Source organism: Hydrogenophaga aquatica (assembly GCF_054780915.1).
Genome location: NZ_BAAGVK010000011.1, coordinates 175,937 through 199,395, shown reverse-complemented (window position 1 = coordinate 199,395; position 23,459 = coordinate 175,937). Strand labels below are relative to the sequence as shown.

Annotated in this window: 22 protein-coding genes; 8 read left to right on the top strand and 14 right to left on the bottom strand. The window is 65.6% G+C overall.

The genetic code is table 11. From position 1 onward, the window contains the following. Nucleotides 1–61: 61 nt before the first annotated feature. The gene (locus ACYVHH_RS08375; protein ID WP_460564678.1) at nt 62–973 is read right to left on the bottom strand and encodes a carbohydrate porin; all 912 of its coding nucleotides are present in this window, start codon (nt 971–973) and stop codon (nt 62–64) included. A 228-nt stretch (nt 974–1,201) separates the two neighbouring features. Between ACYVHH_RS08375 and ACYVHH_RS08370 the strand changes: the two genes are divergently transcribed. The 4 genes from ACYVHH_RS08370 to ACYVHH_RS08355 are packed head-to-tail and all read left to right on the top strand — an operon-like array spanning nt 1,202 to nt 4,762. After that, nucleotides 1,202–2,416 (top strand): MFS transporter, encoded by a 1,215-nt coding sequence (locus ACYVHH_RS08370; protein WP_460564677.1) that lies wholly within the window; start codon nt 1,202–1,204, stop codon nt 2,414–2,416. A gap of 10 nt (nt 2,417–2,426) precedes the next feature. Next, nucleotides 2,427–3,467: an L-glyceraldehyde 3-phosphate reductase gene (gene mgrA / locus ACYVHH_RS08365; protein ID WP_460564676.1), complete on the top strand. Its 1,041-nt coding sequence runs from the start codon at nt 2,427–2,429 to the stop codon at nt 3,465–3,467. Nucleotides 3,468–3,477: 10 nt separating this feature from the next. Beyond that, the gene (locus ACYVHH_RS08360; RefSeq protein ID WP_460564675.1) at nt 3,478–3,849 is read left to right on the top strand and encodes a methylglyoxal synthase; all 372 of its coding nucleotides are present in this window, start codon (nt 3,478–3,480) and stop codon (nt 3,847–3,849) included. Nucleotides 3,850–3,877: 28 nt separating this feature from the next. Beyond that, on the top strand, nt 3,878–4,762 hold the full coding sequence (locus tag ACYVHH_RS08355; RefSeq protein WP_460564674.1) for a CoA transferase: 885 nt from the start codon (nt 3,878–3,880) through the stop codon (nt 4,760–4,762). 21 nt (nt 4,763–4,783) lie between these two features. Here ACYVHH_RS08355 and ACYVHH_RS08350 read toward each other — a convergent pair whose 3' ends face one another. Next, on the bottom strand, nt 4,784–5,476 hold the full coding sequence (locus ACYVHH_RS08350; protein WP_460564673.1) for an aspartate/glutamate racemase family protein: 693 nt from the start codon (nt 5,474–5,476) through the stop codon (nt 4,784–4,786). A 131-nt stretch (nt 5,477–5,607) separates the two neighbouring features. Here ACYVHH_RS08350 and ACYVHH_RS08345 point away from each other — a divergent pair, with 131 nt between their 5' ends. Continuing rightward, nucleotides 5,608–6,069 carry an Lrp/AsnC family transcriptional regulator gene (locus ACYVHH_RS08345; RefSeq protein ID WP_460565266.1) on the top strand — a complete coding sequence of 154 codons (462 nt, stop codon included), beginning with the start codon at nt 5,608–5,610 and terminating at the stop codon, nt 6,067–6,069. A 21-nt stretch (nt 6,070–6,090) separates the two neighbouring features. On the opposite strand, the gene ACYVHH_RS08340 is transcribed toward ACYVHH_RS08345, so the two are convergent. Together ACYVHH_RS08340 and ACYVHH_RS08335 are read right to left on the bottom strand one after the other, a co-directional pair. Then, nucleotides 6,091–8,511: a YgiQ family radical SAM protein gene (locus ACYVHH_RS08340; RefSeq protein WP_460564672.1), complete on the bottom strand. Its 2,421-nt coding sequence runs from the start codon at nt 8,509–8,511 to the stop codon at nt 6,091–6,093. Between the two features lie 85 nt (nt 8,512–8,596). Next, nucleotides 8,597–9,130 (bottom strand): MarR family winged helix-turn-helix transcriptional regulator, encoded by a 534-nt coding sequence (locus tag ACYVHH_RS08335; protein WP_460564671.1) that lies wholly within the window; start codon nt 9,128–9,130, stop codon nt 8,597–8,599. Nucleotides 9,131–9,176: 46 nt separating this feature from the next. Here ACYVHH_RS08335 and ACYVHH_RS08330 point away from each other — a divergent pair, with 46 nt between their 5' ends. From ACYVHH_RS08330 to ACYVHH_RS08320, 3 genes are all read left to right on the top strand, one after another. Next, nucleotides 9,177–10,229 (top strand): TRAP transporter substrate-binding protein, encoded by a 1,053-nt coding sequence (locus ACYVHH_RS08330; RefSeq protein ID WP_460564670.1) that lies wholly within the window; start codon nt 9,177–9,179, stop codon nt 10,227–10,229. A gap of 91 nt (nt 10,230–10,320) precedes the next feature. After that, nucleotides 10,321–10,875, top strand: a complete 555-nt coding sequence (locus tag ACYVHH_RS08325; RefSeq protein WP_460564669.1) for an NUDIX hydrolase — start codon at nt 10,321–10,323, stop codon at nt 10,873–10,875. A 102-nt stretch (nt 10,876–10,977) separates the two neighbouring features. After that, nucleotides 10,978–11,334 (top strand): Hpt domain-containing protein, encoded by a 357-nt coding sequence (locus ACYVHH_RS08320; protein ID WP_460564668.1) that lies wholly within the window; start codon nt 10,978–10,980, stop codon nt 11,332–11,334. On the opposite strand, the gene ACYVHH_RS08315 is transcribed toward ACYVHH_RS08320, so the two are convergent. From ACYVHH_RS08315 to ACYVHH_RS08270, 10 genes are all read right to left on the bottom strand, one after another. Continuing rightward, nucleotides 11,331–12,473 (bottom strand): cell division protein ZipA C-terminal FtsZ-binding domain-containing protein, encoded by a 1,143-nt coding sequence (locus ACYVHH_RS08315; RefSeq protein ID WP_460564667.1) that lies wholly within the window; start codon nt 12,471–12,473, stop codon nt 11,331–11,333. The two genes, ACYVHH_RS08320 and ACYVHH_RS08315, sit on opposite strands and share 4 nt — an antisense overlap. Nucleotides 12,474–12,475: 2 nt before the next feature. Beyond that, complete coding sequence (gene smc, locus ACYVHH_RS08310; protein ID WP_460564666.1) at nt 12,476–16,000, bottom strand: chromosome segregation protein SMC; 3,525 nt, start codon at nt 15,998–16,000, stop codon at nt 12,476–12,478. A 200-nt stretch (nt 16,001–16,200) separates the two neighbouring features. Continuing rightward, on the bottom strand, nt 16,201–16,398 hold the full coding sequence (locus ACYVHH_RS08305; protein WP_460564665.1) for a DUF2783 domain-containing protein: 198 nt from the start codon (nt 16,396–16,398) through the stop codon (nt 16,201–16,203). A gap of 2 nt (nt 16,399–16,400) precedes the next feature. Continuing rightward, entirely contained in the window at nt 16,401–18,128 is a 1,728-nt protein-coding gene (locus ACYVHH_RS08300; RefSeq protein ID WP_460564664.1) for an FAD-dependent monooxygenase, read from the bottom strand. A 74-nt stretch (nt 18,129–18,202) separates the two neighbouring features. Continuing rightward, on the bottom strand, nt 18,203–19,627 hold the full coding sequence (gene dnaB, locus ACYVHH_RS08295; protein WP_460564663.1) for a replicative DNA helicase: 1,425 nt from the start codon (nt 19,625–19,627) through the stop codon (nt 18,203–18,205). 169 nt (nt 19,628–19,796) lie between these two features. Beyond that, nucleotides 19,797–20,249 (bottom strand): 50S ribosomal protein L9, encoded by a 453-nt coding sequence (gene rplI / locus ACYVHH_RS08290; RefSeq protein WP_460564662.1) that lies wholly within the window; start codon nt 20,247–20,249, stop codon nt 19,797–19,799. 14 nt (nt 20,250–20,263) lie between these two features. Beyond that, complete coding sequence (gene rpsR, locus ACYVHH_RS08285) at nt 20,264–20,545, bottom strand: 30S ribosomal protein S18 (RefSeq protein WP_460564661.1); 282 nt, start codon at nt 20,543–20,545, stop codon at nt 20,264–20,266. 12 nt (nt 20,546–20,557) lie between these two features. Beyond that, nucleotides 20,558–20,845, bottom strand: a complete 288-nt coding sequence (gene priB, locus ACYVHH_RS08280) for a primosomal replication protein N (RefSeq protein WP_460564660.1) — start codon at nt 20,843–20,845, stop codon at nt 20,558–20,560. Nucleotides 20,846–20,874: 29 nt separating this feature from the next. Then, nucleotides 20,875–21,240 carry a 30S ribosomal protein S6 gene (gene rpsF / locus ACYVHH_RS08275; protein WP_460564659.1) on the bottom strand — a complete coding sequence of 122 codons (366 nt, stop codon included), beginning with the start codon at nt 21,238–21,240 and terminating at the stop codon, nt 20,875–20,877. 129 nt (nt 21,241–21,369) lie between these two features. Then, complete coding sequence (locus ACYVHH_RS08270) at nt 21,370–23,457, bottom strand: sodium:solute symporter family protein (RefSeq protein WP_460564658.1); 2,088 nt, start codon at nt 23,455–23,457, stop codon at nt 21,370–21,372. Between the last annotated feature and the right edge of the window lie 2 nt (nt 23,458–23,459).

Genomic DNA, 23,459 nt, shown 5'->3' with positions numbered 1-23,459 from the left:
GTAATGAAAAAGGCCCGCAGCCTTGCGGGCCGCGAGCCAAAAAAGAACCCTGAAAAAACGCTCAGAACGCGTAGTTCAACCGCACGCGAACGGCGGTCAGACCGTCCTGACCGGTATGCGTAGAGTGGCTGATCGCGGGAGTGACGGTGGCACCTTTGACGCCAAACAACGGGAAGCTGTAGGCAGCGTAATAGGTGTTGGACTTGCCGGCAGCGGTCTTGTCGTGGATCAGGCCCACGCCAGCAGCACCAAACGTGGCGTTCAAACCGAAGGAAGACGCGTTCACGTCGCTGCTCTTGGCGTAGCTCGCGTTGACGTAGCCATCCTTGCTCACGGCGTAACCGGCCGACAGGCCGTAGCCGGTCTGGTTGCCATCACCGCGGTCAAAGTGCTCGATGCCTGCACGCAGGGTCAGCGCGCCGTTGGTGTACACGGCCACGGGGCGCACACCCTGCTCGACGATACCCGTCTTGTCGCCCTTGTAGGAGATCAGCCCCAGCTCGAAGCGCAGGTTCTGCCCGGCGTTGAGGCCGACGGCGCCGTGGAACTGGTCGTCCTTGAAGCGCCCGCGCAGGACGTTGGCGCGGTAGGTACCCGAAGCCACGCTTTCCACGACAGTGTCCTTGCCCAGCGGGAACAGATCGACAGCCTCGAAGCGGCCGAGCTTGAAGTCCCACGTGCTGTTGCCGAACTGAATCCACGCATCGTCGATGCCAGTGTCGGCGTTGAGACCCAGCAGCAGCGAGCCACGGGCGTTGACGAAGAAGTCGCCCTGGCGCAGCAGTTCGGCGTTGGCGTTGATCTCGATGCGCCCGCCGTTGTCGAAGGTGCTGGCGGCAGCCGGGTTGTCGCGGCTGGACTTGTAGGTGGTGTTGGTCTCGATGTTGGCGTCGAACTTCACATCGGCTTGCGCGCCCAGGGAACAGAGCGCCAGCATGGCGGCAATGGCGGACGGCTTGAGAAACTGCTGCATCGAATATCTCCGGGTTTTGATGGTTGGTTTGCTGCCTGAAAGGACCTTTTCGGCAACCTAACTGAGGCGAGCGGATTGAATCATTTGAACAATCGTTTGCATGAAGGTGAAAACCCTAGCTTTTCAGGACTTTTTGGTTACGTAACCATCTTTTAGGGCAAACATCACAAATATTCACAAGACTCCATGCAAACGTTTTTATGATTCAGTACCATGCCCTGATAACTCATGCCCCAAAACATGTCACGCGAGCCCGTCCCTCCACCATCCATCACCGCCACTGCTGGCCATTGGCGCCGCGCCCGCTGGGCCACCCGCGCCCAGTTCATCGGCCTGGGCGTGACGGGAGGTGCGTGGGGAGTGCACATCCCCTCGGCCAAGTCCACGTATGGCCTGACCGAGGGTTCGCTGTCCCTCGTACTGCTGACCATTGCCATGGGTGCCATCGCCTCCCTGCTGGTCGCTGGGCGCATGGTTGCGTGGCTGGGCGTGCGCGGCGCGGTCCAAGGGTGCGCGCTGGGAATGGCGCTTGCGCTGGCCAGCGCGCTGTGGTGGCCCGGGCTGTGGGGGCTGCTGCCCGCCATGTTCCTGTTCGGCGCGGCCATGAGCCTGTACGACGTGGCGATCAACACCGAAGGCTCCATGCTGGAAGCGCATGCCGGACGCCCCATCATGGGAAACCTGCATGGCAGCTTCAGCGTGGGGGGCATGGCTGGCGCCATGTTGGCCGCCGCGCTGCTGCGCACCGGTCTGTCGCCCGCCTGGCAGCTTTCGGGCATCGGCTTGCTGGTGCTGGTCTGGGTCGCCATCACTTCGGGCAGCCTGCTCAATGCACCCTCTGAAACGGCCCCTGGGGCCCCTGCCGCACGGCGACGCCATTTGCCCCATGGCCAGCTGCTGGTCCTGGGGTTGCTCATCTTCGCTGGCATGAGTGCCGAGGGAGCCATGTACGACTGGAGCGTGCTCTACCTGAAGCAGGAGGTCGGCATGCCTCAGGACCGCGCGGCCATCGGCTATGCCGTCTTCTCCGCCGCGATGGCGCTGGCGCGCTTCGGGGGCGACGCCCTGCGCCACCGTTACCCCGAACGCGCCTTGCTGCGCGCGGGCGGAAGTGTCAGCGCCACTGCCATGGCGGTGGTTCTGCTGTCCGGTTCGCCTGTGCTGGCATTTGCGGGTTACGCCCTGGTTGGCGCAGGCCTTGCCATGGTGGTGCCCATTCTTTACAACGCTTCCACGCGTGTGCCGGGAACCACACGCGCCTCGGCCATCGCCGCGGTGTCGTCCATCGGCTACAGTGGTTTCCTGATCGGCCCCCCGCTCATCGGCGCCATCGCCGAGGCGTGGTCGCTCACCTGGGCGCTGGGCCTGGTGGTCGTCACGTCTGCCACGCTCGCCTGGGGCTCGCGCTTCGTGCCCGCCCCGCCTCCTCCATCCACCCATTGAGGTTCACGCCATGTACCACGCCGCCTCCGACCGATACCAGGAAATGACCTACCGCCGCTGTGGCCGCAGCGGCCTCAAGCTGCCCGCCATCACGCTGGGCCTGTGGCACAACTTTGGCGGCACCACACCGCTGGAAACGCAACGCGCCATGCTTCGCGCGGCGTTCGACCTGGGCATCACCCACTTCGACCTCGCCAACAACTACGGCCCGCCCTACGGCAGCGCCGAAGCCAACTTCGGCGAGCACCTGCGCCGCGATTTCCGCCCCTACCGGGACGAGCTCGTCATCTCCACCAAGGCGGGCTACGACATGTGGCCAGGCCCCTACGGACAGGGTGGCGGCTCGCGCAAGTACGTGCTGGCCAGCCTGGACCAGAGCCTCAAGCGCATGGGCCTGGACTACGTGGACATCTTCTACTCCCACCGCTTCGACCCTGACACGCCGCTGGAGGAGACCATGGGCGCGCTGGCCAGCGCAGTGCAGCAAGGCAAGGCCTTGTACGTGGGTATTTCCAGCTACTCCGCAGGCAAGACGCGCGAAGCCGTGGCGCTGCTCAAGGACATGGGCGTGCCGTGCCTGATCCATCAGCCTTCCTACAGCCTGCTCAACCGCTGGATCGAGGAAGAACTGATCGACACCCTTGACGATCTGGGCATGGGCTGCATTGCCTTCAGCCCGCTGGCGCAAGGGCTGCTCACGGGCAAGTACCTGCAGGGCGTGCCACAGGACGCGCGCATCAACCGGCCTGGCGGTGGTTCTTTCAAGCCCGAGCACCTGAGCGAGCAGAACCTGAAGCACGTGCGCGCGCTCAACGGCATTGCCCAGGCACGCGGCCAGAGCCTGGCCCAGATGGCCGTGGCCTGGGTGTTGCGCCACCCGGGCATGACGTCCGCCCTCATTGGCGCCAGCCGCGCAGAACAGATCGTGGAACTGGCGGGCGCGCTCAAGCGGCTGGACTTCAGCGCCGAGGAGCTGGCCGCCATCGACCAGCATGCCATCGACGGCGGCATCAATCTGTGGAAACGCCCGTCCACCGACCAGCGGCTTTGAAGCAGACACCATGCGCATCGCACTGATTGCCCACGACGGGCGCAAGGCCGACATGGTGCTGCTGGCCCGCGAGTTCCGCGACTGGCTGAGCCGGTGCACCCTCTGCGCCACCGGCACCACGGGCGGCCGATTGGAAAGCGAAGCAGGTCTCAGCGTGGAAAAGCTGCTCAGCGGCCCGCTGGGCGGCGACCTGCAGATCGGTGCACGTCTGGCCGTCGGCGACATCGATGCCGTGGTCTTCCTGCGCGATCCGATGACCCCCCAGCCGCACGAGCCGGACATCAACGCGCTGGTGCGCGCCTGCGACGTGCACAACGTGCCCTGCGCCACCAACACCGCCACGGCGCGGCTGATGCTCCGGCAGCTGCAAAGCCAAGACTGAGCCCCGGGGCCTGATTAAGATGAGGGGCATGAAGCCCCTCAAACCCCTGCGCGGTGTGCGCGTGCTCAGCCTTGCCCTCAACCTGCCCGGCCCGGCGGCCCTGCAGCGCCTTCGCGCCATGGGTGCCCGCTGCACCAAGCTGGAAGCGCCCGCGCCCGCAGGCGGCACCAGCAGCGACCCCATGGCGCAGTACAGCGCCACGGCCTACCAGGCCCTGCATCAGGGCATCCGCCGGGTCAGCGCCAACCTCAAGACGGACACCGGACAGGCCAGGCTGCGTCAATTGCTGGGAACCACCGACGTGCTGCTCACGTCGTTCCGCCCGTCCGCGCTGCGCAAGTTGGGGCTGGACTGGAAGACGCTGCGCAAGTCGTATCCGGCGCTGTCCATGGTGGCCATCGTCGGCAGCCCCGGCGAACGCGCCGAAGAACCCGGGCACGACCTCACCTACCTGGCCGATGCGGGCCTGATCAGCGGTCTGTCCATGCCGCCCACCCTGTTCGCCGACATGGGCGGCGCACTGCTGGCCAGCGAAGCTGTGCTGCAGGCCACGCTGACCGCGCAAAGCAGCGGCCAGGGCAGCTACCAGGAAGTGGCCCTGTCGGACGCCGCCGCCTGGCTGGCCCTGCCACGCACCTGGGGGCTCACGTTGCCCAACGCCGCCGTGGGGGGCGCGCACGCCGGCTACCGCGTCTACCCCTGCAAGGACGGGCGCGTGGCCCTGGCAGCGCTGGAACCGCACTTTGCCCAGGCGCTGTGCCAGGCCGCAGGTGTCGCCGTCCAGGGTTACGCCACCCTCTTCGAGCCTGCCACCCACGATGCCATTGCGGCCTTCGTGGCAGGCCGTACCCGGCGGCAACTGGAGCGGCTGGCCCTTCAGAAAGACATCCCCCTGCACACCCTGCCGTTGTAAGCGGCCGCCAGCGGGCGCCTATCAGTCAGCCAGCGCGAAATCGACGGCGGCCATGGCGTGCAAGGCCGTGGTGTCGAACATGGGCAGGACGCCGTCGCCTGGGCGCAGGATGAGCGGCAGCTCGGTGCACCCCAGCACCACCCCTTGGGCACCGCGCGCCTGCAGGCTGCTCATGCACGATTGCAGCCAGACGCGGGAAGCGTCGAGCACCTTGCCCTGGCAAAGCTCTTCGAAAATGATGCGGTGGATTTCCGCGCGCTGGTCCTCGTTCGGCACCACGCACGCAATGCCACGCTGCGCCAGCCGCTCCACGTAAAAGGGCTGCTCCATGGTGAAGCGCGTGCCCATCAGGCCCACCGTGCCCAGACCCGCGCGGACGATTGCGTCGGCGGCCACGTCGGCAATGTGCAGCAAGGGCACATCGGTGGCGGCCTGCACCTCGGGGGCCACCTTGTGCATGGTGTTGGTGCCGATCAGCACACAGTCGGCGCCCGTATCCTGCAAGCGGCGGGCCGCCCCGGCCAGAATGCCCGCCATGCCCGGCCAGTCGCCTTCGCGCTGGCGCTGGGCGATGTCCTGGAAATCCAGACTCACCAGGCTCAGCCGGGCACTGCTCAGTCCGCCACGGCGGCGCGCCACCTCGCGGTTGATGATCTGGTAATACAGCGCGGTGGACTCCCAGCTCATGCCACCGATCAAACCAATCGTCTTCAAGACAGGCCTCCGTTCATGGACGTTCGAATGCCCTGAAGTGTGCTCCAGACCCTGGAAAAATGGGTTGTCAAAATTCCATAGATAAACCGGATAATGAGGAAAATTTTCTACTTACAAGAATGAAAAAGAAACTGGACACCACTGATAGGAAGATTCTTGGCATTCTTCAACAAGACGCCGAAACCCCGCTGGCCGACCTGGCCCAGGCGGTGAACCTGTCCACCACACCGTGCTGGCGGCGGGTACAGCGGCTGCGCGAACACGGTTTCATCGCCCGGCACGTGGCGCTGGTGGACCCGCGCAAGGTCAACCTGGGGGTCACGGTGTTCGTGTCCATCCGCACCAACCAGCACAGCCAGGCCTGGTTCGAACGCTTTCGCGACGCGGTGCGCGCCATTCCCGAAGTGGTGGAGTTCTACCGCATGAGCGGCGACGTGGACTACCTTCTGCGCGTGGTGGCGCCCGACATCGCCGTCTACGACCAAATCTACAAGCGGTTGATCCGCGAGGTGGACCTGTCGGACGTCAGCGCCAGCTTCGCGATGGAGGAGCTGAAATTCACCACCGCGCTGCCGCTGGACTACGCGGACTGAACCAGCCGCGAACCCTGCCCGTCAACGGCCGCCAGAGGGTTTGGTGCCGCGCTTCTGGCCAGCGCCATTGGCGCCATTGGCGCCATTGACCCGGGGCGGCAACCCCGTGTGCTGCGTCAGGATGCGCCCGCGCTGTGGTTGTGCGCCGCCCTTGCCAGCCTGCACCGGCTTGGCCGCACCGCTTTTCTCGGCTGGCGTGCTGTTCTTGCGGCGAGCGCTCTGGTAGCCACCGTCGGTCAAGGGCTGGAAGGTGGGAATCAGGTGCTGCTTGCCGTTGCCGATCAGGTCGGCACGGCCCATGGCCTTGAGCGCCTCGCGCAGCAACGGCCAGTTGTTCGGGTCGTGGTAGCGCAAGAAGGCCTTGTGCAGGCGGCGTCGGCGTTCGCCCTTCACCACGTCCACGCGTTCGGCCCGGTCGTCCCGGTGGATGCCCTTGAGCGTGTTCAACCCCGAGTGGTACATGGCCGTGGCCGTGGCCATGGGGCTGGGATAGAAGGTTTGCACCTGGTCGGCACGGAAGCCGTTGCGCTTGAGCCAGAGCGCCAGGTTCATCATGTCCTCGTCGCTGGTGCCGGGGTGCGCGGCAATGAAGTACGGAATCAGGTACTGTTTCTTGCCCGCTTCCTCGCTGTACTTCTCGAACATCTGCTTGAAGCGGTCGTAGGTGCCTATGCCCGGCTTCATCATCTTCGACAGCGGCCCCTGCTCGGTGTGCTCAGGGGCGATCTTCAGGTAGCCGCCCACGTGGTGCTGCACCAGTTCCTTCACGTACTCGGGGCTTTTCACGGCAAGGTCGTAGCGCAAGCCAGAGCCGATCAGGATCTTCTTGACCCCCTTGAGCTGCCGCGCCCGCCGGTACATGTGGATGAGCGGGTCGTGGTTGGTGTTGAGGTTCTGGCAGATGCCGGGGTAGACGCAGCTGGGCTTGCGGCAGGCGGCCTCGATCTCGGGGCTCTTGCAGCCCAGGCGGTACATGTTGGCCGTGGGGCCGCCCAGGTCGGACACCACGCCTGTGAAACCGGCCACCTTGTCGCGGATGTCCTCGATCTCCTGGATGACGGAGTCCTCGGAGCGGCTCTGGATGATGCGGCCCTCGTGCTCGGTGATGGAGCAGAAGGTGCAGCCGCCGAAGCAGCCGCGCATGATGTTCACGCTGAAGCGGATCATCTCCCACGCGGGAATCTTCGTGGCGCCGTCGTGGCTGCCGTTCTCGTCAGCGTAGGCAGGGTGCGGGCTGCGCGCATAGTGCAGGCCGAACACGTAATCCATCTCGGCCGTGGTCAAGGGGATGGGCGGCGGGTTGATCCACACGTCGCGCGCAGACGTGCCACTGCCGTGCGCCTGCACCAGCGCCCGGGCGTTGCCGGGGTTGGTCTCCAGGTGCAGCACTCGGTTGGCGTGCGCATAGAGCACCGGGTCGGCCTTCACCTGCTCGAAACTGGGCAGGCGGATCACCGTGCGGTCACGCGGGGCCTTGCCCTTGGAAGGCAAGGCCGGGTTGGCCACGAAGTGCAGCGGCTGCATCTGGGCAGCCTGTGCCTTGTGCCCGGTACCCTGGCCGCCGACGGCCTCCAAAGCCGCATTGGCCTCGTCCGCCTCGGCCTGGGCTTCGTCCTCGCGGGCACAGGTCTGGCCCTGAGCCTTGGCCTGTTCCGACACCATCAGGTAAGGGTTGATGTGCGCATCCACCCTGCCCGGCTGGTCCACCTCAGTGGAATCGATCTCGAACCACCCGTCAGGCGTTTCACGCCGCACGAAGGCCGTGCCGCGCACGTCGGTGATCTGCTCCACGGGCTCGCGCTTGGCCAGGCGGTGTGCAATTTCCACGATGGCGCGCTCGGCGTTGCCGTACAGCAGGATGTCGCACTTGCTGTCCAGCACCACGGAGCGGCGCACGGTCTCGGTCCAGTAGTCGTAATGAGAGATGCGGCGCAGAGAGCCTTCGATACCGCCCAGCACGATGGGCACGTCCTTGTAGGCCTCGCGGCAGCGCTGGCTGTACACGGTGGCCGCGCGGTCCGGGCGCTTGCCGCCCACGTCCCCCGGGGTGTAGGCGTCGTCCGAGCGGATCTTGCGGTCCGCCGTGTAGCGGTTGATCATGGAGTCCATGTTTCCCGCCGTCACGCCCCAGAACAGGTTGGGCTTGCCCAACGCCTTGAAGGGCTCGGCGCTGTGCCAGTCGGGCTGGGCAATGATGCCCACACGGAAGCCCTGCGCCTCCAGCACGCGGCCGATCACGGCCATGCCAAAGCTGGGGTGATCCACGTAGGCGTCGCCGGTGACGATGATGACGTCGCAGCTGTCCCAGCCGAGCTGATCCATCTCTGCCCGGCTCATGGGCAGAAAAGGCGCGGTACCGAAGCGCTTCGCCCAGTACGGGCGGTAGCTGGTAAGGGGCTTGGCAGCGCGCGGAAAGAAGGAGACGTCGATTGGGGCGTTCATCGGGGGCGGGGAGTTGGCGCGCGATTTTAAGGCGCCACCCGGGTTTTCACCGAGCATCGCCTGCGCAGCCCTGCCCTGCCAGGGGTCAAGAGCCGGTTTGCGGAGCGGACTCGCCAGCGCCAGCCACGAGTTTTTCCAACAGGCGCTGCAACTCCTGCACCTCCTGCGGTGCCAGCGGTGCCACCAGCCTCTGCTGCGAATCCCCGATCGGGCCGTTGAGCTGCGCCACCACTTCACATCCCGTGGGCGTCACCCACAGGCGGCGGCGGCGGCGGTCGCTCTCGTCCAGCTCACGCTTCAACCAACCCTTCGCTTCCAGCCGGCCGATCACCGACCCCGACGTGGCCGCGTCCATGGCCACCTGCTGCGCCAGGCTCACCTGGTCAATGCCTGGGCTCTCGATCAGCGCGTTGAGGATGGCGAACTGCACGGGGGTGATGTCCAGTTGCGCGGCCGCGTCCATGAAGATGGCGACCGATACCTGATGCGCGCGGCGGATAAGATAACCCGGCGCATTGCGGAAATCGAAGCTCTGTGGGTGAACGTTGCTTTCGGCCATGCGCGCAAGTGTAGCGAGCACGCCACCCGGGTTCCCCCCTATGGTCAGGCGTTGATTCATACGCATACTTACAACATACACAACGTCGTTGAAGGAGTACCCCAACATGATCCAACGCCGCACCCTGCTGCAATCCGGCGCAGCCGTGGCCCTGGGCGCCCCCGCACTGGTTGGCTTTGCCCAGCAGAGCGTCACCCTGAAATTCCATACCTTCATGGCGCCCATGTCCAACGTGTGGCTGAACATGCACAAGGCATGGATGGACAAGGTCGAGAAAGACTCTGGCGGCCGAATCAAGTTCGAGGCCTACCCGGCCATGCAACTCGGCGGCTCGCCGGTCCAGCTGTTCGACCAGGCCAAGGACGGCGTGGTGGACATCGTCTGGACGCTGCCCGGAAACACCCCGGGGCGTTTCCCGCGCACGGAAGTGTTCGAGCTGCCCTTCATGATGAGCAACGCCGAGGCAACGTCCAAGGCCTTCTGGGAATACATCCAGACCAAGGCCCCGGACGAGTACCGTGACGTCCAACCGCTGGCGCTGCAGGTGCACGGCCCTGGCATGTTCCACACCAAGGGCAAGCAGATCCGCACGCCCGACGACCTGCGCGGCCTCAAGCTGCGCGGCCCGACCCGCCAGATCACCAAGATGCTGGGCTACCTGGGTGCCACGCCCGTGGGCATGCCGCTGCCGCAGATCCCCGACTCGCTGTCCAAAGGCGTGATCGACGGCTGCGTCATCCCCTGGGAAGTTGTGCCTTCGGTCAAGGTCCACGAGCTGACCAACTTCCACAGCGAGTTCGCCCCTGCGGGCGGCGCCCTGTACACCACCACCTTCGTGATGGGCATGAACAAGGCCAAGTACAACTCGCTGGCGCCGGATCTCAAGAAGATCATCGACGACAACTCCGGCATGGCAACGTCTGCGTTCCTGGGCCGCGTGCAGCAGGCCGGTGACGTCCCGGGCCGCAAGGCCGCCGCAGACCGTGGCAACACGATCTACACCATCTCCCAGGCCGACGCGCAGGAATTCCGCCGCAAGGCACGCCAGGTCGAAGTGGAATGGGTGCAGGACATGGACCGTCGCGGCTTCAACGGTCGCGATCTGCTGGATACCGCCCGCGCACTGATCGAAAAGCACACCAAGACCACCAAGTCCTGATCTTCAGGCAACTTGTGGCCAGCCAGCCGAAGAGCCCACGGGCTCCGGCTGGCTTTTTTACGGGCCTGGCCAGCCCGCTACACTGTCCAGCATGTTTCGAGCCCCCATCAAGCACTGCCGCAACTGTGGTTCCCAGGTGGAACACCGCATACCCGACGACGGCGACACCAAGACACGGGCGGTCTGCCCCGCCTGCGGCACCATTCACTACGAAAACCCGCTGAACGTCGTCGGCACGGTTCCCTACTGGGGGGAACAAGGCGAATGGGTGCTGCTGTGCAAACGCAACATCGAACCCCGACTCGGCAAATGGACGCTTCCCGCGGGCTTCATGGAACTGGGCGAGTCGACCGCGGAAGGCGCGCTGCGCGAAACCATCGAGGAAGCTGGCGCGAAGATCGAGATGGAAGGCCTGTTCACCGTCCTCAACGTCGTGCGGGTAGGCCAGGTTCACCTGTACTACCGTGCACGGCTGCTCAGCGACCGCTTTGACCCGGGGCACGAGACTCAGGAAGCCCGTCTCTTCCGGGAGGAGGACATTCCCTGGGAGGAAATCGCATTCCGCACCGTCAAGGAAACCCTGGAACGCTACTTTGACGACCGCCGCAAGGGCTGTTTCGGCATTCACTCGGCTGACATCAGCTAAAAATACTATTTAAATCACTTTAAACGCAAAACAGCCACAAATTTTTGAGGGTTTCTGGCAAACACGCTTAGAATGCAACACTTCTTTTCGCATCTTTTCGCCGTGTCCGAAGAACTTCTCAACATCGACGCTCTGGATGACCTTCGCTCCGTGCTGGGAGACGAATTCTTCGATCTGGCGCAAATGTTTGCACGGCAGCTGCAGGTGGAGGTCAAAGCCCTGCTGCAGTGCCACGAGCGAGGCGACATGCCCCAGTTGAAGCGGCTGGCGCATTCACTCAAGGGTGCCAGCGCCAACATGGGAGCGTTGGCCCTGGCGCAGCTGGCAAACGCCATTGAGCGTGCTGCCCTGGCCGAAGACAAAGCGACCGTCGACTCGCTGATGCCGCAGCTCACCGCGCTCGCCGACCAGTCGCTGGAAGCGATGCGGTCAGCTGGCTACCTTGTGAACGAAGGTTAACTGAAGAGGCGCCGGGCCAGCGCAGAGCCTGCCGCCAGTTCACGGCTGTCCAGCGTGTTGTAGAGCGTTTCCAGATCGGCACCAATGCGGTCCATGGTCTCGGGGTGCAGCGGCTGGCCGGAGTCGTCCGTGACCACGCCTTCCATGGCCTTGGCCAGGGCTGTGGCGCATTCCCGTAGACGCACAAACGGCGATTCACTGCGCGGCACGTGCGGCACATCCAGCGTCAGGTGGAATTCCCTCAGGGCACTTTGCTCGGGATCTTCGGCCAGAGCGGCCTGGGTCTCGAACTGGAGCACCAGCACCGGCGCCCCACCGGGGTGCGACGATGGCAGCACCATGCGCCCGGGCAGAGCGCCCGCCACGAAGCCCTGCTGGGCCGCATGCTGCGCCAGGTAGCCAGGGCTCCACGCCGCACGCCGGGCGCGAACCGTGAAGCCAAGCTGCGCGTCATGCGCACTGGCAAACTGATCCAACTCCCGGCCGCGGGCCACCTCCTGCATCATCTCTGGGAAATCGGGCGCAGCGGACACGGCGTCGGCAAAGGCCTGCACCTTCACCACGAACTCGGAAAACTCGATCTCGTTGAGTGCACCCATGCGGTTGGCCAGCTGTATGCCTGCCTGCAGCGCCGTGTAACGCTGCCCCACGCGGGGCAACTCCCAGTCCTGGGTCACGGCATTGAGCCCTTCCACCAGGAAGGGCTTGCTGCCGACACGACGCGTACCGGGCAGTGCGGCCAGTACGGCATCGCCAGACACCTGATGCTCGAGGTTGAGCGCGGCCACGGCGTCGATGAGAGGATCCAGTTGGGCTGCCTTGGCAGGCAGGATGCCTGCCACGGCCGCGGGTGGCGCTTCCGCAGCACCAACATCCCCTGAGGTATCCGCGGTAGCGTCACCGGCGTCGGGCTGCGCCTGAGCGGCCAGGGCATCGCCCAGCACCGGCTCCCTGCGCTGCCCCACGGCCTCCAGCAGGCCTTCAGACGGATCAAGGGGGGCCACACCGTCACTGGCGCCCGTGCCCTTGACCGCCGACCGGCGCGGGGCGCTGCGCCGCGTTGTCCACTGGTTGTAGGCAAACACTCCAACGATCACCAGCGCGCCGATGAGCATCAATCCGATTTGCAGGGAACTCATGGTCAGGAGGTCTCCATCATGCCTGCGGCGGTTTCCATGTCGACCGCGACGATGCGCGAGACACCCTGCTCCTGCATGGTCACACCAATAAGCTGCTTGGCCATCTCCATGGCGATCTTGTTGTGGCTGATGAAAAGGAACTGCGTGTCGGTGCTCATGCTGGCCACCAGTTTGGCATAGCGCTCGGTGTTGGCGTCGTCCAGCGGCGCGTCCACCTCGTCCAGCAGGCAGAACGGCGCAGGATTGAGCTGGAAGATGGCGAACACCAGCGCGATGGCGGTCAGCGCTTTCTCACCGCCAGACAGCAGGTGAATGGTCTGGTTCTTCTTGCCTGGGGGCTGCGCCATCACTTGCACACCCGCGTCCAGGATTTCTTCGCCGGTCATCACCAGCCGAGCCTGGCCGCCACCGAAAAGTTCCGGGAACATCTTGCCGAAGTGGGCGTTGACGGTCTCGAAGGTGTTGCCCAGCAAGTCGCGCGTTTCGGCGTCGATCTTCTTGATCGCGTCTTCCAGGGTGCGGATGGCTTCGTTGAGGTCGGCAGACTGCGCGTCGAGGAACTGCTTGCGCTCGCGTGCCGAAGAAAGCTCCTCCAGCGCCGCCAGGTTGACAGCCCCCAGCGCCGTGATTTCGCGCTGGCAGCGGTCGATCTCGCCTTGCAGGCCGTAGAGTTTGACACCCTCGGCCTCGATGCCCTGCTCCAGCGCTTGCAGGTCGGCCCCTGCTTCGGCCAGCCACTGGTTGTATTGCTCCAGGCCCAGTCGGGCAGCCTGCTCCTTGAGCTGGAATTCGGTGATGCGCGAGCGCAGCGGATCGAGTTCGCGTTCCAGCTGCAGGCGCCGCTCGTCGCTGGCGCGCAGCTTGGCCGTGAGGTCGTCGTACTGGCTGCGCTGCGCTGCCAGTTCCTGCTCGCGCTTGAGCTTGGCGTCCAGCGCGTCCTGCAGGCCACCTTGCGCAGCCGCATCGGACAGGCGGTCCAGCTCGCCCTGCGCGCGCTGCTGCTCGTCGGCCAACGCCAGGGCCTGCTGCCGGGCCGTCTCGATGGTGCGCTGCAGTTCGCCCCGGCGCGCCTCAAGGCTGCGTTGCGAGAAGGTGGCCTCCTGCGCCTGCCGCTCCAGCGCGCGCAACTGCTCACGGGCCTGGTTCAAGCGGCGCTCGGCGTCGATCACGCCGTCTTCCAGCTGCGCATGGCGCTCCTGGCCGTCGGCCAGCTGCATGTCCAGCTCCTCGAAGCGCGCCTCGGCGGTCACGCGGCGCTCCTGCAAGGCTTCCAGTTGGTCGTCCACCTCGGCCAGGTCCTGGCTGAGTTGTTCGCTGCGTGCGCGGGCCTGTTCGGCCAGTTGCGTCAGGCGCAGCGCCTCGACCTGCAGTTCATGCACGCGGGACTGCTGTTCGCTCGCTTCGCGGCGCGCGGGCTGAAGACGCTGGGCCACGTCGCCGTAGGCGGCCTCGGCACGGTTGAGCGCCGTGCGCGCCTCGTCGGCGATCAGCGACTGGGCACGCAGCTGCTTTTCCAGGTTCTCGATCTCGTGGGCACGGGCCAGCAGGCCGGCCTGCTCGCTGTCGGGCGCGTAGAAGCCCACATGGTGAGCGGTAACGCAGTGTCCTTGGGGCGTGTAGATGGCCGCACCGGCGGGCAAGGCACCGCGCGCGGCCAGCGCCTCTTCCAGCGTGGCAGCGCAGTAGCCGCCGTGCAGCCACTCCTCCAGCAGGGCCTGCAAGGCGGCGTCGTGCTGGCGCAAGCGTTGCGCCAGCGGCGTCAACCCGGGCACCGCTGATGCGCCTGCAGCAGCCCCCGCCACTGGCGGACTGAAGAACGCCAGCTTGGCAGGCGGCGCATCGGCCGCAAAGGCCCGCACCATCTCCAGGCGGGACACCTCCAGCGCCCCCATGCGCTCGCGCAAGGCTGCCTCGATGGCGTTTTCCCAGCCGGACTCGGTCTGCAGGCGGCTCCACAGCGCACCCAGGCCGTCCAGTCCGTGCTTGGCCAGCCAGGGTTGGAGCTTGCCGTCGGTCTTGAGCTTTTCCTGCAGGGTTTTGAGCGCGTCCAGCCTGGCCGACAGTTCGGCCTGCGCCCGGCTTTCCGTATTCACGGCAGCCTGGGCCTGGCGGCGTTCCTCGTCCAGTTGGGGCAGCAGTTCCTGCAGCTCCTGCAGGCGGGCATCGGCCTGAGCCTGGGTTTCCTGGGCGGTTTCCAGCTGCTCGCGCACTTGAATCAACCGCGTTTCGTCGGGCGCGGTCATGGCATTGCGGTCGGCGCTCAGGCGTTCGCGGCGCTGCTGCAACTGCCGCGATTGTTCCTCAATGCCCCTCTGCTCGGCTGCCAGCACCTGTATGGCCTGCTGCACCTGGGTCACGGCCACCCGCTGCTCTGAGGCCTTGCCCTGGGCCTGGCGCAGGGCATCTTCGAGCCCGGGCAGCTGCAGTGCCTGCTCCTCGACCTGGGCCGCCAAAATCTCGCTGTGCTCGGCGGCGGATTCGTTCTGCTCGGCCAGGGTTTCCAACTCGGCCTCGGCCGTTTCCTGGCGCTGCGCCCACTGTGCCACCTGCTCCTGCAGCTGCACCATGCGCTGCTGGACGCGCTGGCGCCCTTCCACCACGTAGCGGATTTCGGCTTCCAGCTTGGCCACCTCGGCGCCCGCTTCGTACAGGCGGCCCTGCGCCTGGTTCACCTGGTCGCCAGCGTCGTAGTGCGCCTGGCGGATGGCCTCCAAGTCAGCCTCCACGCGGCGCAGGTCGGCCATACGGCTTTCCAGGTCGTTGACGGCCTTGAGCCCATCGGACTGCACGCGCGCCAGCTCCACGTCGGCGTCGCGGCGCTTCAGGAACCACAGGCGCTGCTGGCTCAGCCCCACCTGCGCCTGCAGCGCGTGGTAACGCGCTGCCACCTCGGCCTGCTTTTCCAGCTTGTCGAGGTTGGCGTTGAGTTCGCGCAGGATGTCTTCCACGCGCGTCAGGTTCTCGCGCGTGTCGTTGAGCCGGTTCGCAGTTTCGCGCCGGCGTTCCTTGTACTTGGAGACCCCCGCCGCTTCCTCCAGGAACAGACGCAGTTCCTCGGGTTTGGATTCGATGATGCGGCTGATGGTGCCCTGGCCGATGATGGCGTAGGCGCGCGGGCCCAGGCCCGTGCCCAGGAACACGTCCTGCACGTCGCGGCGACGCACTGGCTGGTTGTTGATGTAGTAGCTGCTGGTGCCGTCGCGCGTGAGCACGCGCTTGACGGCGATCTCGGCAAACTGGCCCCACTGGCCGCCCGCGCGGTGATCGGCGTTGTCGAACACCAGCTCCACGCTGGCGCGGCTGGCCGGCTTGCGGTGCGTGGTGCCGTTGAAAATCACGTCCTGCATGGACTCGCCGCGCAGTTCGCTGGCCTTGGACTCGCCCAGCACCCAGCGCACCGCGTCCATGATGTTGGACTTGCCGCAGCCGTTCGGCCCCACCACACCCACCAGTTGGCCGGGCAGGTTGAAGGTGGTGGGTTCGGCAAACGACTTGAAGCCGGAGAGTTTGATCGTATGGAGACGCACGGCGCAGTGGCGGGTCGGTGACGCAGGAACAAAGACCCAAGTTTACAGTGCGGCCCGTGCCAGGGCTCCCGCCCCCACGCTACGCTGCCCCCCAAGGGGGCCTTCGTCGCCTTGGGGCGGCCCGGCGGCGACTTTTATGCCCCCACGCTACGCTGCCCCCCAAGGGGGCCTTCATCGCCTTGGGGCGGCCCGGCGGCGACTCAGAGGTCGCGCAAGGCCCGCTCGATCTGCTCGCGCATGGCCTGCGCGCTGCCCAGCGCCTGGGCGTTGAGCAGGGCCAGTTTCACCAGAAAAAGTTCACTGCGCTCGGGGCCTGCCTGGTCAATGGCCTGGGCCAGCGCGTCGTACACGTCCTCCAGGTCGGCGATGCTCAGCTGGGTGTCAACGGTGGGGTTCATGTTCAGGCTCCCAGGTTGGAAAGTGTGGTCTGCCCGGCGCTGGGCGCCAGGGCGTTGGTCAGGGCAGCGCGCAGGCGCTCGGCATCCAGGCTCATCCAGCGGGCACAGACGTGCTGGTCCGGCCGCAGCAGGTACGCGGCCCCGCGCGCCGTCACGCCGTAACGCGCACGCAGCTGGCCACGGACATCAGCCAGCACGACATCGGCCCCCTCCACCGGTGCGCTGGCACCCACCGCGAGCACCCGCAGCGGCACCCCGCGCACCCGGAAGTCCTGCACCACCTGCCGCAACGCTGGCGGCACCTCGGCCGCATCGGTGAAGTACAGCAACTGGAAGGCATGGTCCAGCCGGTCCAGCAGGTAGTCGTCCGGGCCCAGGCACACGTTTTGCGGTGGCGCCCCCCTGCCCGGCCCGCACTTGAACAGGGCGTTGTCATCGCCCAGGCTGTTCAGGGCGGAGTGCGTGTACTCATGGGGGCGCGAGGTGCGCCAGTGGTAGAGCGGCCCGACGAACGGCTCGGTGAGCGAGAGCGACAGAACCGCATCGCGCAGCAGGCGAAAGCCCCGCGTGGGCGGCGTCATGAAGCGCGTGCTCTTGCCTGCTTCGTCGATGATCTCGCGGGCGGCGCCCACGCGCTCCTGGCTGTAGGTTTGCAGCAGCTGCGCAGGCGCCACCCCTTTGACGACCAAGGCGAGCCTCCAGGCCAGACCCTGCGCATCCTGGAACCCGGTGTTGGCACCGCGCACCCCGAAAATGGGCAGCATGTGTGCCGCGTCGCCCGTGAACAGTACCCGCCCCAGCACGTAATCCGGCAGGGTGAGCGCACGCGCTGAATACACCGAGCACCAGTCCATCTCCCACGGCACCCCTGGGTGGCCAATCATGGCCAGCTGCGCGTCAATGCGCGCCTTGAGCGATTCGGGCGCCAAGGCCTGTTCGGGCGTCTCGTCGGCCGGGAGCTGGTAGTCCACCCGCCAGATGCCGTGCGGCTCGCGGTGCATCAGCACCGTGTTGCCCGGGTTCCATTCCGGATCGAAGAAGGCCAGGCGTTCGGTGGGCAACGGCAGATCCACCCGGATATCGGCGATCACAAACCGCCCTTCGTAGGATGCTCCTTCGAGCTTCAACCCCATCATGGAGCGGATGCCCGAACGGGCCCCGTCTGCGGCCACGACCCAGCCAGCAGGCAGGCTATAGGGGCCTTCGGGCGTGTCCACCTCCAGAGTGGCGTGCTCTGCCCCCTGGGTCAACGCGGTCACCCGGTTGCCCCAGCGGAAGTCGATGAGCGGGTGGGCCAGGCAGGCGTCCACCAGGTATTCCTCCAGGTACTGCTGCTGGAGGTTGATCATGGGGAAGAAGCGGTCGTCCGGGTCGTGCGGCCCTTCCATGCGAAACACCCGCTGCCCCCGGTAGAACGAGTTGCCGAACCGCCAGGGCAAGCCGTTGGCGGACACGCGGTCGGCCACGCCCACCTGCTGCAGGATTTCCATGGATCGCCTTGTGAACACGATGGCGCGGCTGCCTTCGGACACCTGCAGTTCCGACTCCAGCACCACGCAATGCACGCCCTGTTGTGCCAGCGCAAGGGCGGCTGTCAGCCCCACCGGGCCGGAGCCCACGACGACGACAGGAACCTGTTCGGGCGCCGGGTGCGCCGACGGCAGCCACGGCTGGAACACCTGGTAGCGGTAATAGATGGAACGCCGAGGCTCGGCATGGGGCTGGTGCATGGCTTGTCTCCGTACTGTGCTGGCACACAGTGTAGGCAAGCCCCCCGCCCCGCATGTCCCCTCGTGGGGACAAATCAGTAGTCGTCGGACACCGTGTAGCTGGCCAGGCTCTCGAAGCGCGTGAGCATGTTCAGGAAGGCCAGCTTGACCGTGCCCGTGGGGCCGTTACGCTGCTTGCCGATGATGATTTCGGCCACCCCCGGCTCCTTGCACGCGTCCTTGGTGTAGTACTCGTCACGGTAGATGAACATGATGATGTCCGCGTCCTGCTCGATGGCGCCGGATTCGCGCAAGTCCGACATCATGGGGCGCTTGTCGGTACGCTGTTCCACCGAACGGTTCAGCTGTGACAGGGCAATCACCGGGCACTGCAGTTCCTTGGCCAGCATCTTCAGGCCCCGGGAGATTTCACCCAGCTCGGTGGCGCGGTTATCGCCATCCGACGAGGTGCCGCTCATCAGCTGCAGGTAGTCCACCACGATCAGGCCCAGCTTGCCGCACTGGCGAGCCAGGCGACGCGCGTTGGCACGCAGTTCGCTGGGTGTGAGGCCCGGCGTTTCGTCGATGTGCAGCGACACCGTGCGCAGCCGCTCGATGGCTTCCGTCAGGCGTGGCCATTCATCGTCCGTCAGCTTGCCGGTGCGCAGGTGGCCCTGGTTGATGCGCCCGATGGAGCCCACGATACGCACCGCCAGCTGGGCGGCACCCATTTCCATGGAGAACACGGCCACGGGCAGGCCTTCGTTCAACGCCACGTGCTCGGCAATGTTGATGGCGAACGCCGTCTTGCCCATGGAGGGGCGCGCCGCCAGCACGATCAGGTCACCCGGCTGCAGGCCAGCGGTCATGCGGTCCAGGTCGATGAAACCTGTGGGTACCCCTGTGATGTCGTTGGGGTTGTCCGCCATGTCTTGCACGCGGTCCAGCAGGTCCACCACCAGGGAATCCATCGACTGGAAGCCCTGCTTCATGCGGCTGCCTTCTTCGCCGATGTTGAAGATCTTCTGCTCGGCCTCGTCGAGGATGTTGGCCACCGCCTTGCCCTTGGGGTTGAAGGCCTGCGTGGCAATGTCGTCGCTCACGGAAATGAGCTTGCGCAGGATGGCGCGCTCGCGCACGATCTCGGCGTAACGGCGGATGTTGGCTGCACTGGGCACGTACTGCGCCAGGGAGTTGAGGTACGGCAGCCCACCCACCTCGTCGGCCTTGCCCTGGCTCTGCAGCTGCTCGAATACCGTGATCACGTCCGCCGGCTTGTTGCCGTTGATCAGCACCGCAATGGCGCCGAATATCAGCTGGTGTTCGTGGCGGTAGTAGTCGTCGGCACTGACCAGGTCGCCCACGCGGTCCCATGCGCCGTTGTCGAGCAGCAGCCCACCCAGCACGCTCGATTCGGCCTCGACGGAGTGCGGCGGCACACGCAGCTGGGCCACCTGGCGGTCGTTGCTGAACTCGATCGGGGACTCGAAATCTTCTTCAATGGGGAAGACGGCGGACATGGGTTTCCTTTCAACCCGGAATCTTACGTTTGCAGGCAGGCAATGTCATTGCACAACCCTGTGGACAACCCGTGGATCGCCTGGGGAAATGCGGTGGATGACTTGCCGGTCGCCAAAAACAAAACAGCCGGCACGCGGCCGGCTGTTGTGCGTGTGAGGAGACAGCCTATCAGGCGGTTTCGCCCAGCACGGAGACGTTCACGTCCACCACCACGTCGGTGTGCAGACCGACGGAGACGGTGTAGTCGCCCACATTCTTCAGCAGGCCGTTGGGCATGCGAACTTGAGCCTTGGTCACGGCGAAGCCTTGCTTGACCAGTTCGTCGGCGATGTCGTGGTTGGTGACGGAGCCGAACAGGCGGCCGTCAACGCCAGCCTTCTGGGACAGCTTGACGGTGAAGCCGTTGAGCTTCTCGCCCAGGGCTTGGGCTTCGGCCAGCTTGGCGGCAGCAGCCTTTTCCAGTTCAGCGCGGCGAGCTTCGAATTCGGCCACGGCGGACTGGGTGGCACGGCGTGCACGGCCGGCGGGGATCAGGAAGTTACGGGCGTAGCCGTCCTTGACCTTGACGATATCGCCCAGGTTACCCAGGTTGACAACTTTGTCGAGCAGGATGATTTGCATGGTCGTGGCTCCTATCAGACGCGGTGCTGGTCGCTGTAGGGCAGCAGTGCCAGGAAGCGTGCGCGCTTGATGGCGGTGGTCACCTGGCGCTGGTAGATGGCGCGGGTGCCGGTCAGGCGAGCGGGGATGATCTTGCCGTTTTCAGCGATGAAGTCACGCAGGACGTCCACGTCCTTGTAGTCCACTTCCTCAACGCCAGCCACGGTGAAGCGGCAGAATTTCTTGCGCTTGAACAGCAGCGATTGGGTGTTGCGCTTGGGGCGCTTGTCTTTGTTGAAACGCTTGGGTGCAGCCATGATGGTGCTTCCTTAAGTCTGTTTGAAATCTTGGATGTGAAACACGACGCCTTTGCCGTTGCGGGTGTTGGTCAGGAACCCCTCGAACCCGAACACGCTGCCCAAGGGCTGGCGCGCCAGGGTTTCTGCCTGTGCACCGAAGGCCACGGCCCTCAGTTCCAGGTTGACCCTGCGGGTCTGCCCCATTTCCTGCTGCTCGGACTCATGTGCGAGCGTCAGGTCCAGGGCGGGTATGCCGGCGGGGGTGTAACGCAAGGCGGCCGTGTGGGCCAGCGTCGCGTGCATCACCAGCCGGTTCATGGTTCAACCGACCTTGACACCTGCAGCAATTACGCCGCGGCCTCCTGCTGCTGAGCCTTGCGAGCTTCTTCGCGCTCGACGGCCTTCATCATGGAAGAAGGAGCGGTTTCGGCTTTCTTCTTCTGCACGGTCAGGTGACGCAGCACGGCGTCGTTGAACTTGAAGGCGTGCTCCAGCTCGGCCATCACGGCCTGATCGGCCTCGATGTTCACACACAGGTAATGAGCTTTGGACAGCTTGTTGATCTGGTAGGCCATCTGGCGGCGGCCCCAGTCTTCCACGCGGTGGATCTGGCCGCCACCGTTGGTGATCATGCCCTTGTAACGCTCCAGCATGGCCGGAACCTGCTCGCTCTGATCCGGGTGGATCAGCAACACGATTTCGTAATGACGCATGGACTCTCCTTTTGGATGACACGCCCGCATTGAGCAAGGCGCTTTGAGAACAGCCGCCCCCTGCGTCAGGTAGGGGTACGGCAAGGCAAGCCCGCAATTATAGTCTGAAACCCGGCTACGTTCCAGGGGTCAGCGTATGCCGGGCTGCCGGGGGTGGCGAACGTGATCCACCAGCGCCTGTACCGCTGGCGGCGGCGCAGGCGTGATCAGGCTGACGGCGATGAGCACGGCAAAGCCGACAGGCACACCGAACACCCCGGCAGAAATGGGCTGAATCCCCCACCAGAGTTCCACCGGGCCGTGCAGGCCGAACACCGAACGCAGCCAGGGTTGCGTGGTGGCCATGTAGTAGAAGGTCACACCCAGGCCGCTGAGCATGCCCATGACGGCCGCGGGGCCCGTGGCACGCTTCCAGAAGATGCCAAGCACCAACGCCGGGAAGAAAGCCGCAGCGGCAAACGAGAACGCGGCGGACACCAGGAACAGGATATCTGCCGGCTTTTGCGCCGCCACATAGGCCGCGGCCAGCGCCACCATCAGCAGCAGCACCTTCGAGATGGTGACGCGCCGCGCGGTGGAGGCGTTCGGGTCGATCATCTTGTAGTACAGGTCGTGGCTCAGGGCATTGGCAATCGTCAGCAGCAGGCCGTCGGCGGTGGAGAGCGCCGCCGCCAGCCCCCCGGCCGCGACCAGCCCGGCAATCACGTAGGGCAGCCCGCCGATCTCGGCGGTGGCCAGAACGATGATGTCGCCGCCTATAGATATCTCGTTGAGCTGCAGGATGCCGTCGCGGTTGACGTCGCTCACGCTCAACAGCGAAGGGTCCACCTTGTTCCACGCGGCCACCCAGGACGGCAGTTCGTAGAAAGGCGTGCCGACCAGCACGTTGAATATCTCGAACTTGACCAGCACCGCCAGCGCCGGCGCGGTGAAATACAGCAGGCTGATGAACAGCAGCGACCAGGTGACCGACTGCCGCGCCTGGCGCACGCTGGGCACGGTGTAGTAGCGCATCAGGATGTGCGGCAGCGCCGCCGTCCCCAGCATGAGGCAGAACACCAGGGCCAGGAAGTTGCGCCGCGACGTGTCGAACTCCGCGCGCTCCTGTGGCGATCCGTCGGGGTCCCCGGCAAACTGCTGGGCATGCGGCAGCATGCCGTTGAGCGGGCGGGACTTGCTTTCCGCCTCTTCCAGCTGGCGGCTCCAGAGCGCCCGGGCAGCCGCCTCGTCCTTGGGCAGGCGGGAAAGCTCCCGCTCGGCGGCAGCCACCTCGGCCGGCAGGCCGTTGAAGTCGCGCAGGGCGTCCAAGTAGGCCGCCGCCAGCGCCCGGTCCTGCTGCAATGCCCTGGCGGGGTCATCCAGCTTGTCGCGCAGTATCCCGGCACGGTGGGCCGCGATCATCCTCACTTCGATTTCCGCCGGGTCACCGGCCAGCTCACGCTCCCGCTCCGAGACCTTTTCCAGCTGGGCACCGTACACCAGCTGCGGCACCGGCACACCGGTCTGCTTGACCGACAGCCAGACCACCGGCAGCAGGTAGGCGATGATCAAAACGATGTACTGCGCCACCTGCGTCCAGGTCACCGCCCTCATGCCCCCCAGGAACGAGCAGACGAGGATGCCACCCAGGCCCAGAAAGACGCCCAGTTCGAAGGCCACCCCGGTAAGCCGGGAGGTGATCAGGCCCACGCCGTAGATCTGGGCCACCACGTAGATGAAAGAACACAGGATGGCCGCCCCGATACCCAGGAACCTGGGCCAGTGGCCGCCGTAGCGTTCGCCCAGGAAGTCGGGGATCGTGAACTGGCCGAACTTGCGCAGGTAGGGCGCGAGCAGCAGAGCCACCAGGCAATATCCGCCGGTCCAGCCCATCACAAAGGCCAGGCCGCTGTAGCCGTGCATGTAAAGCGTGCCCGCCAGCCCGATGAAGGATGCCGCGGACATCCAGTCGGCAGCGGTGGCCATGCCGTTGTACATGGCTGGCACACGTCTGCCCGCCACGTAGTATTCGGTGGGATCGGTGGTCCGGCTCATGATGCCGATGGTGGCGTACAGGCCGATGGTGGCCAGCAGAAAAACCATGCCTATCCACTGGCGTGACAGGCCCATCTGCTCCAGCACGGCAAGGCTGAGCACGAACAGGAAAAACCCCCCGGTATACCAGAGGTAGACGCGGTTGAGCTGGCGCCGAAACAGGGTGTCGTTCTCTTTGCTCATGC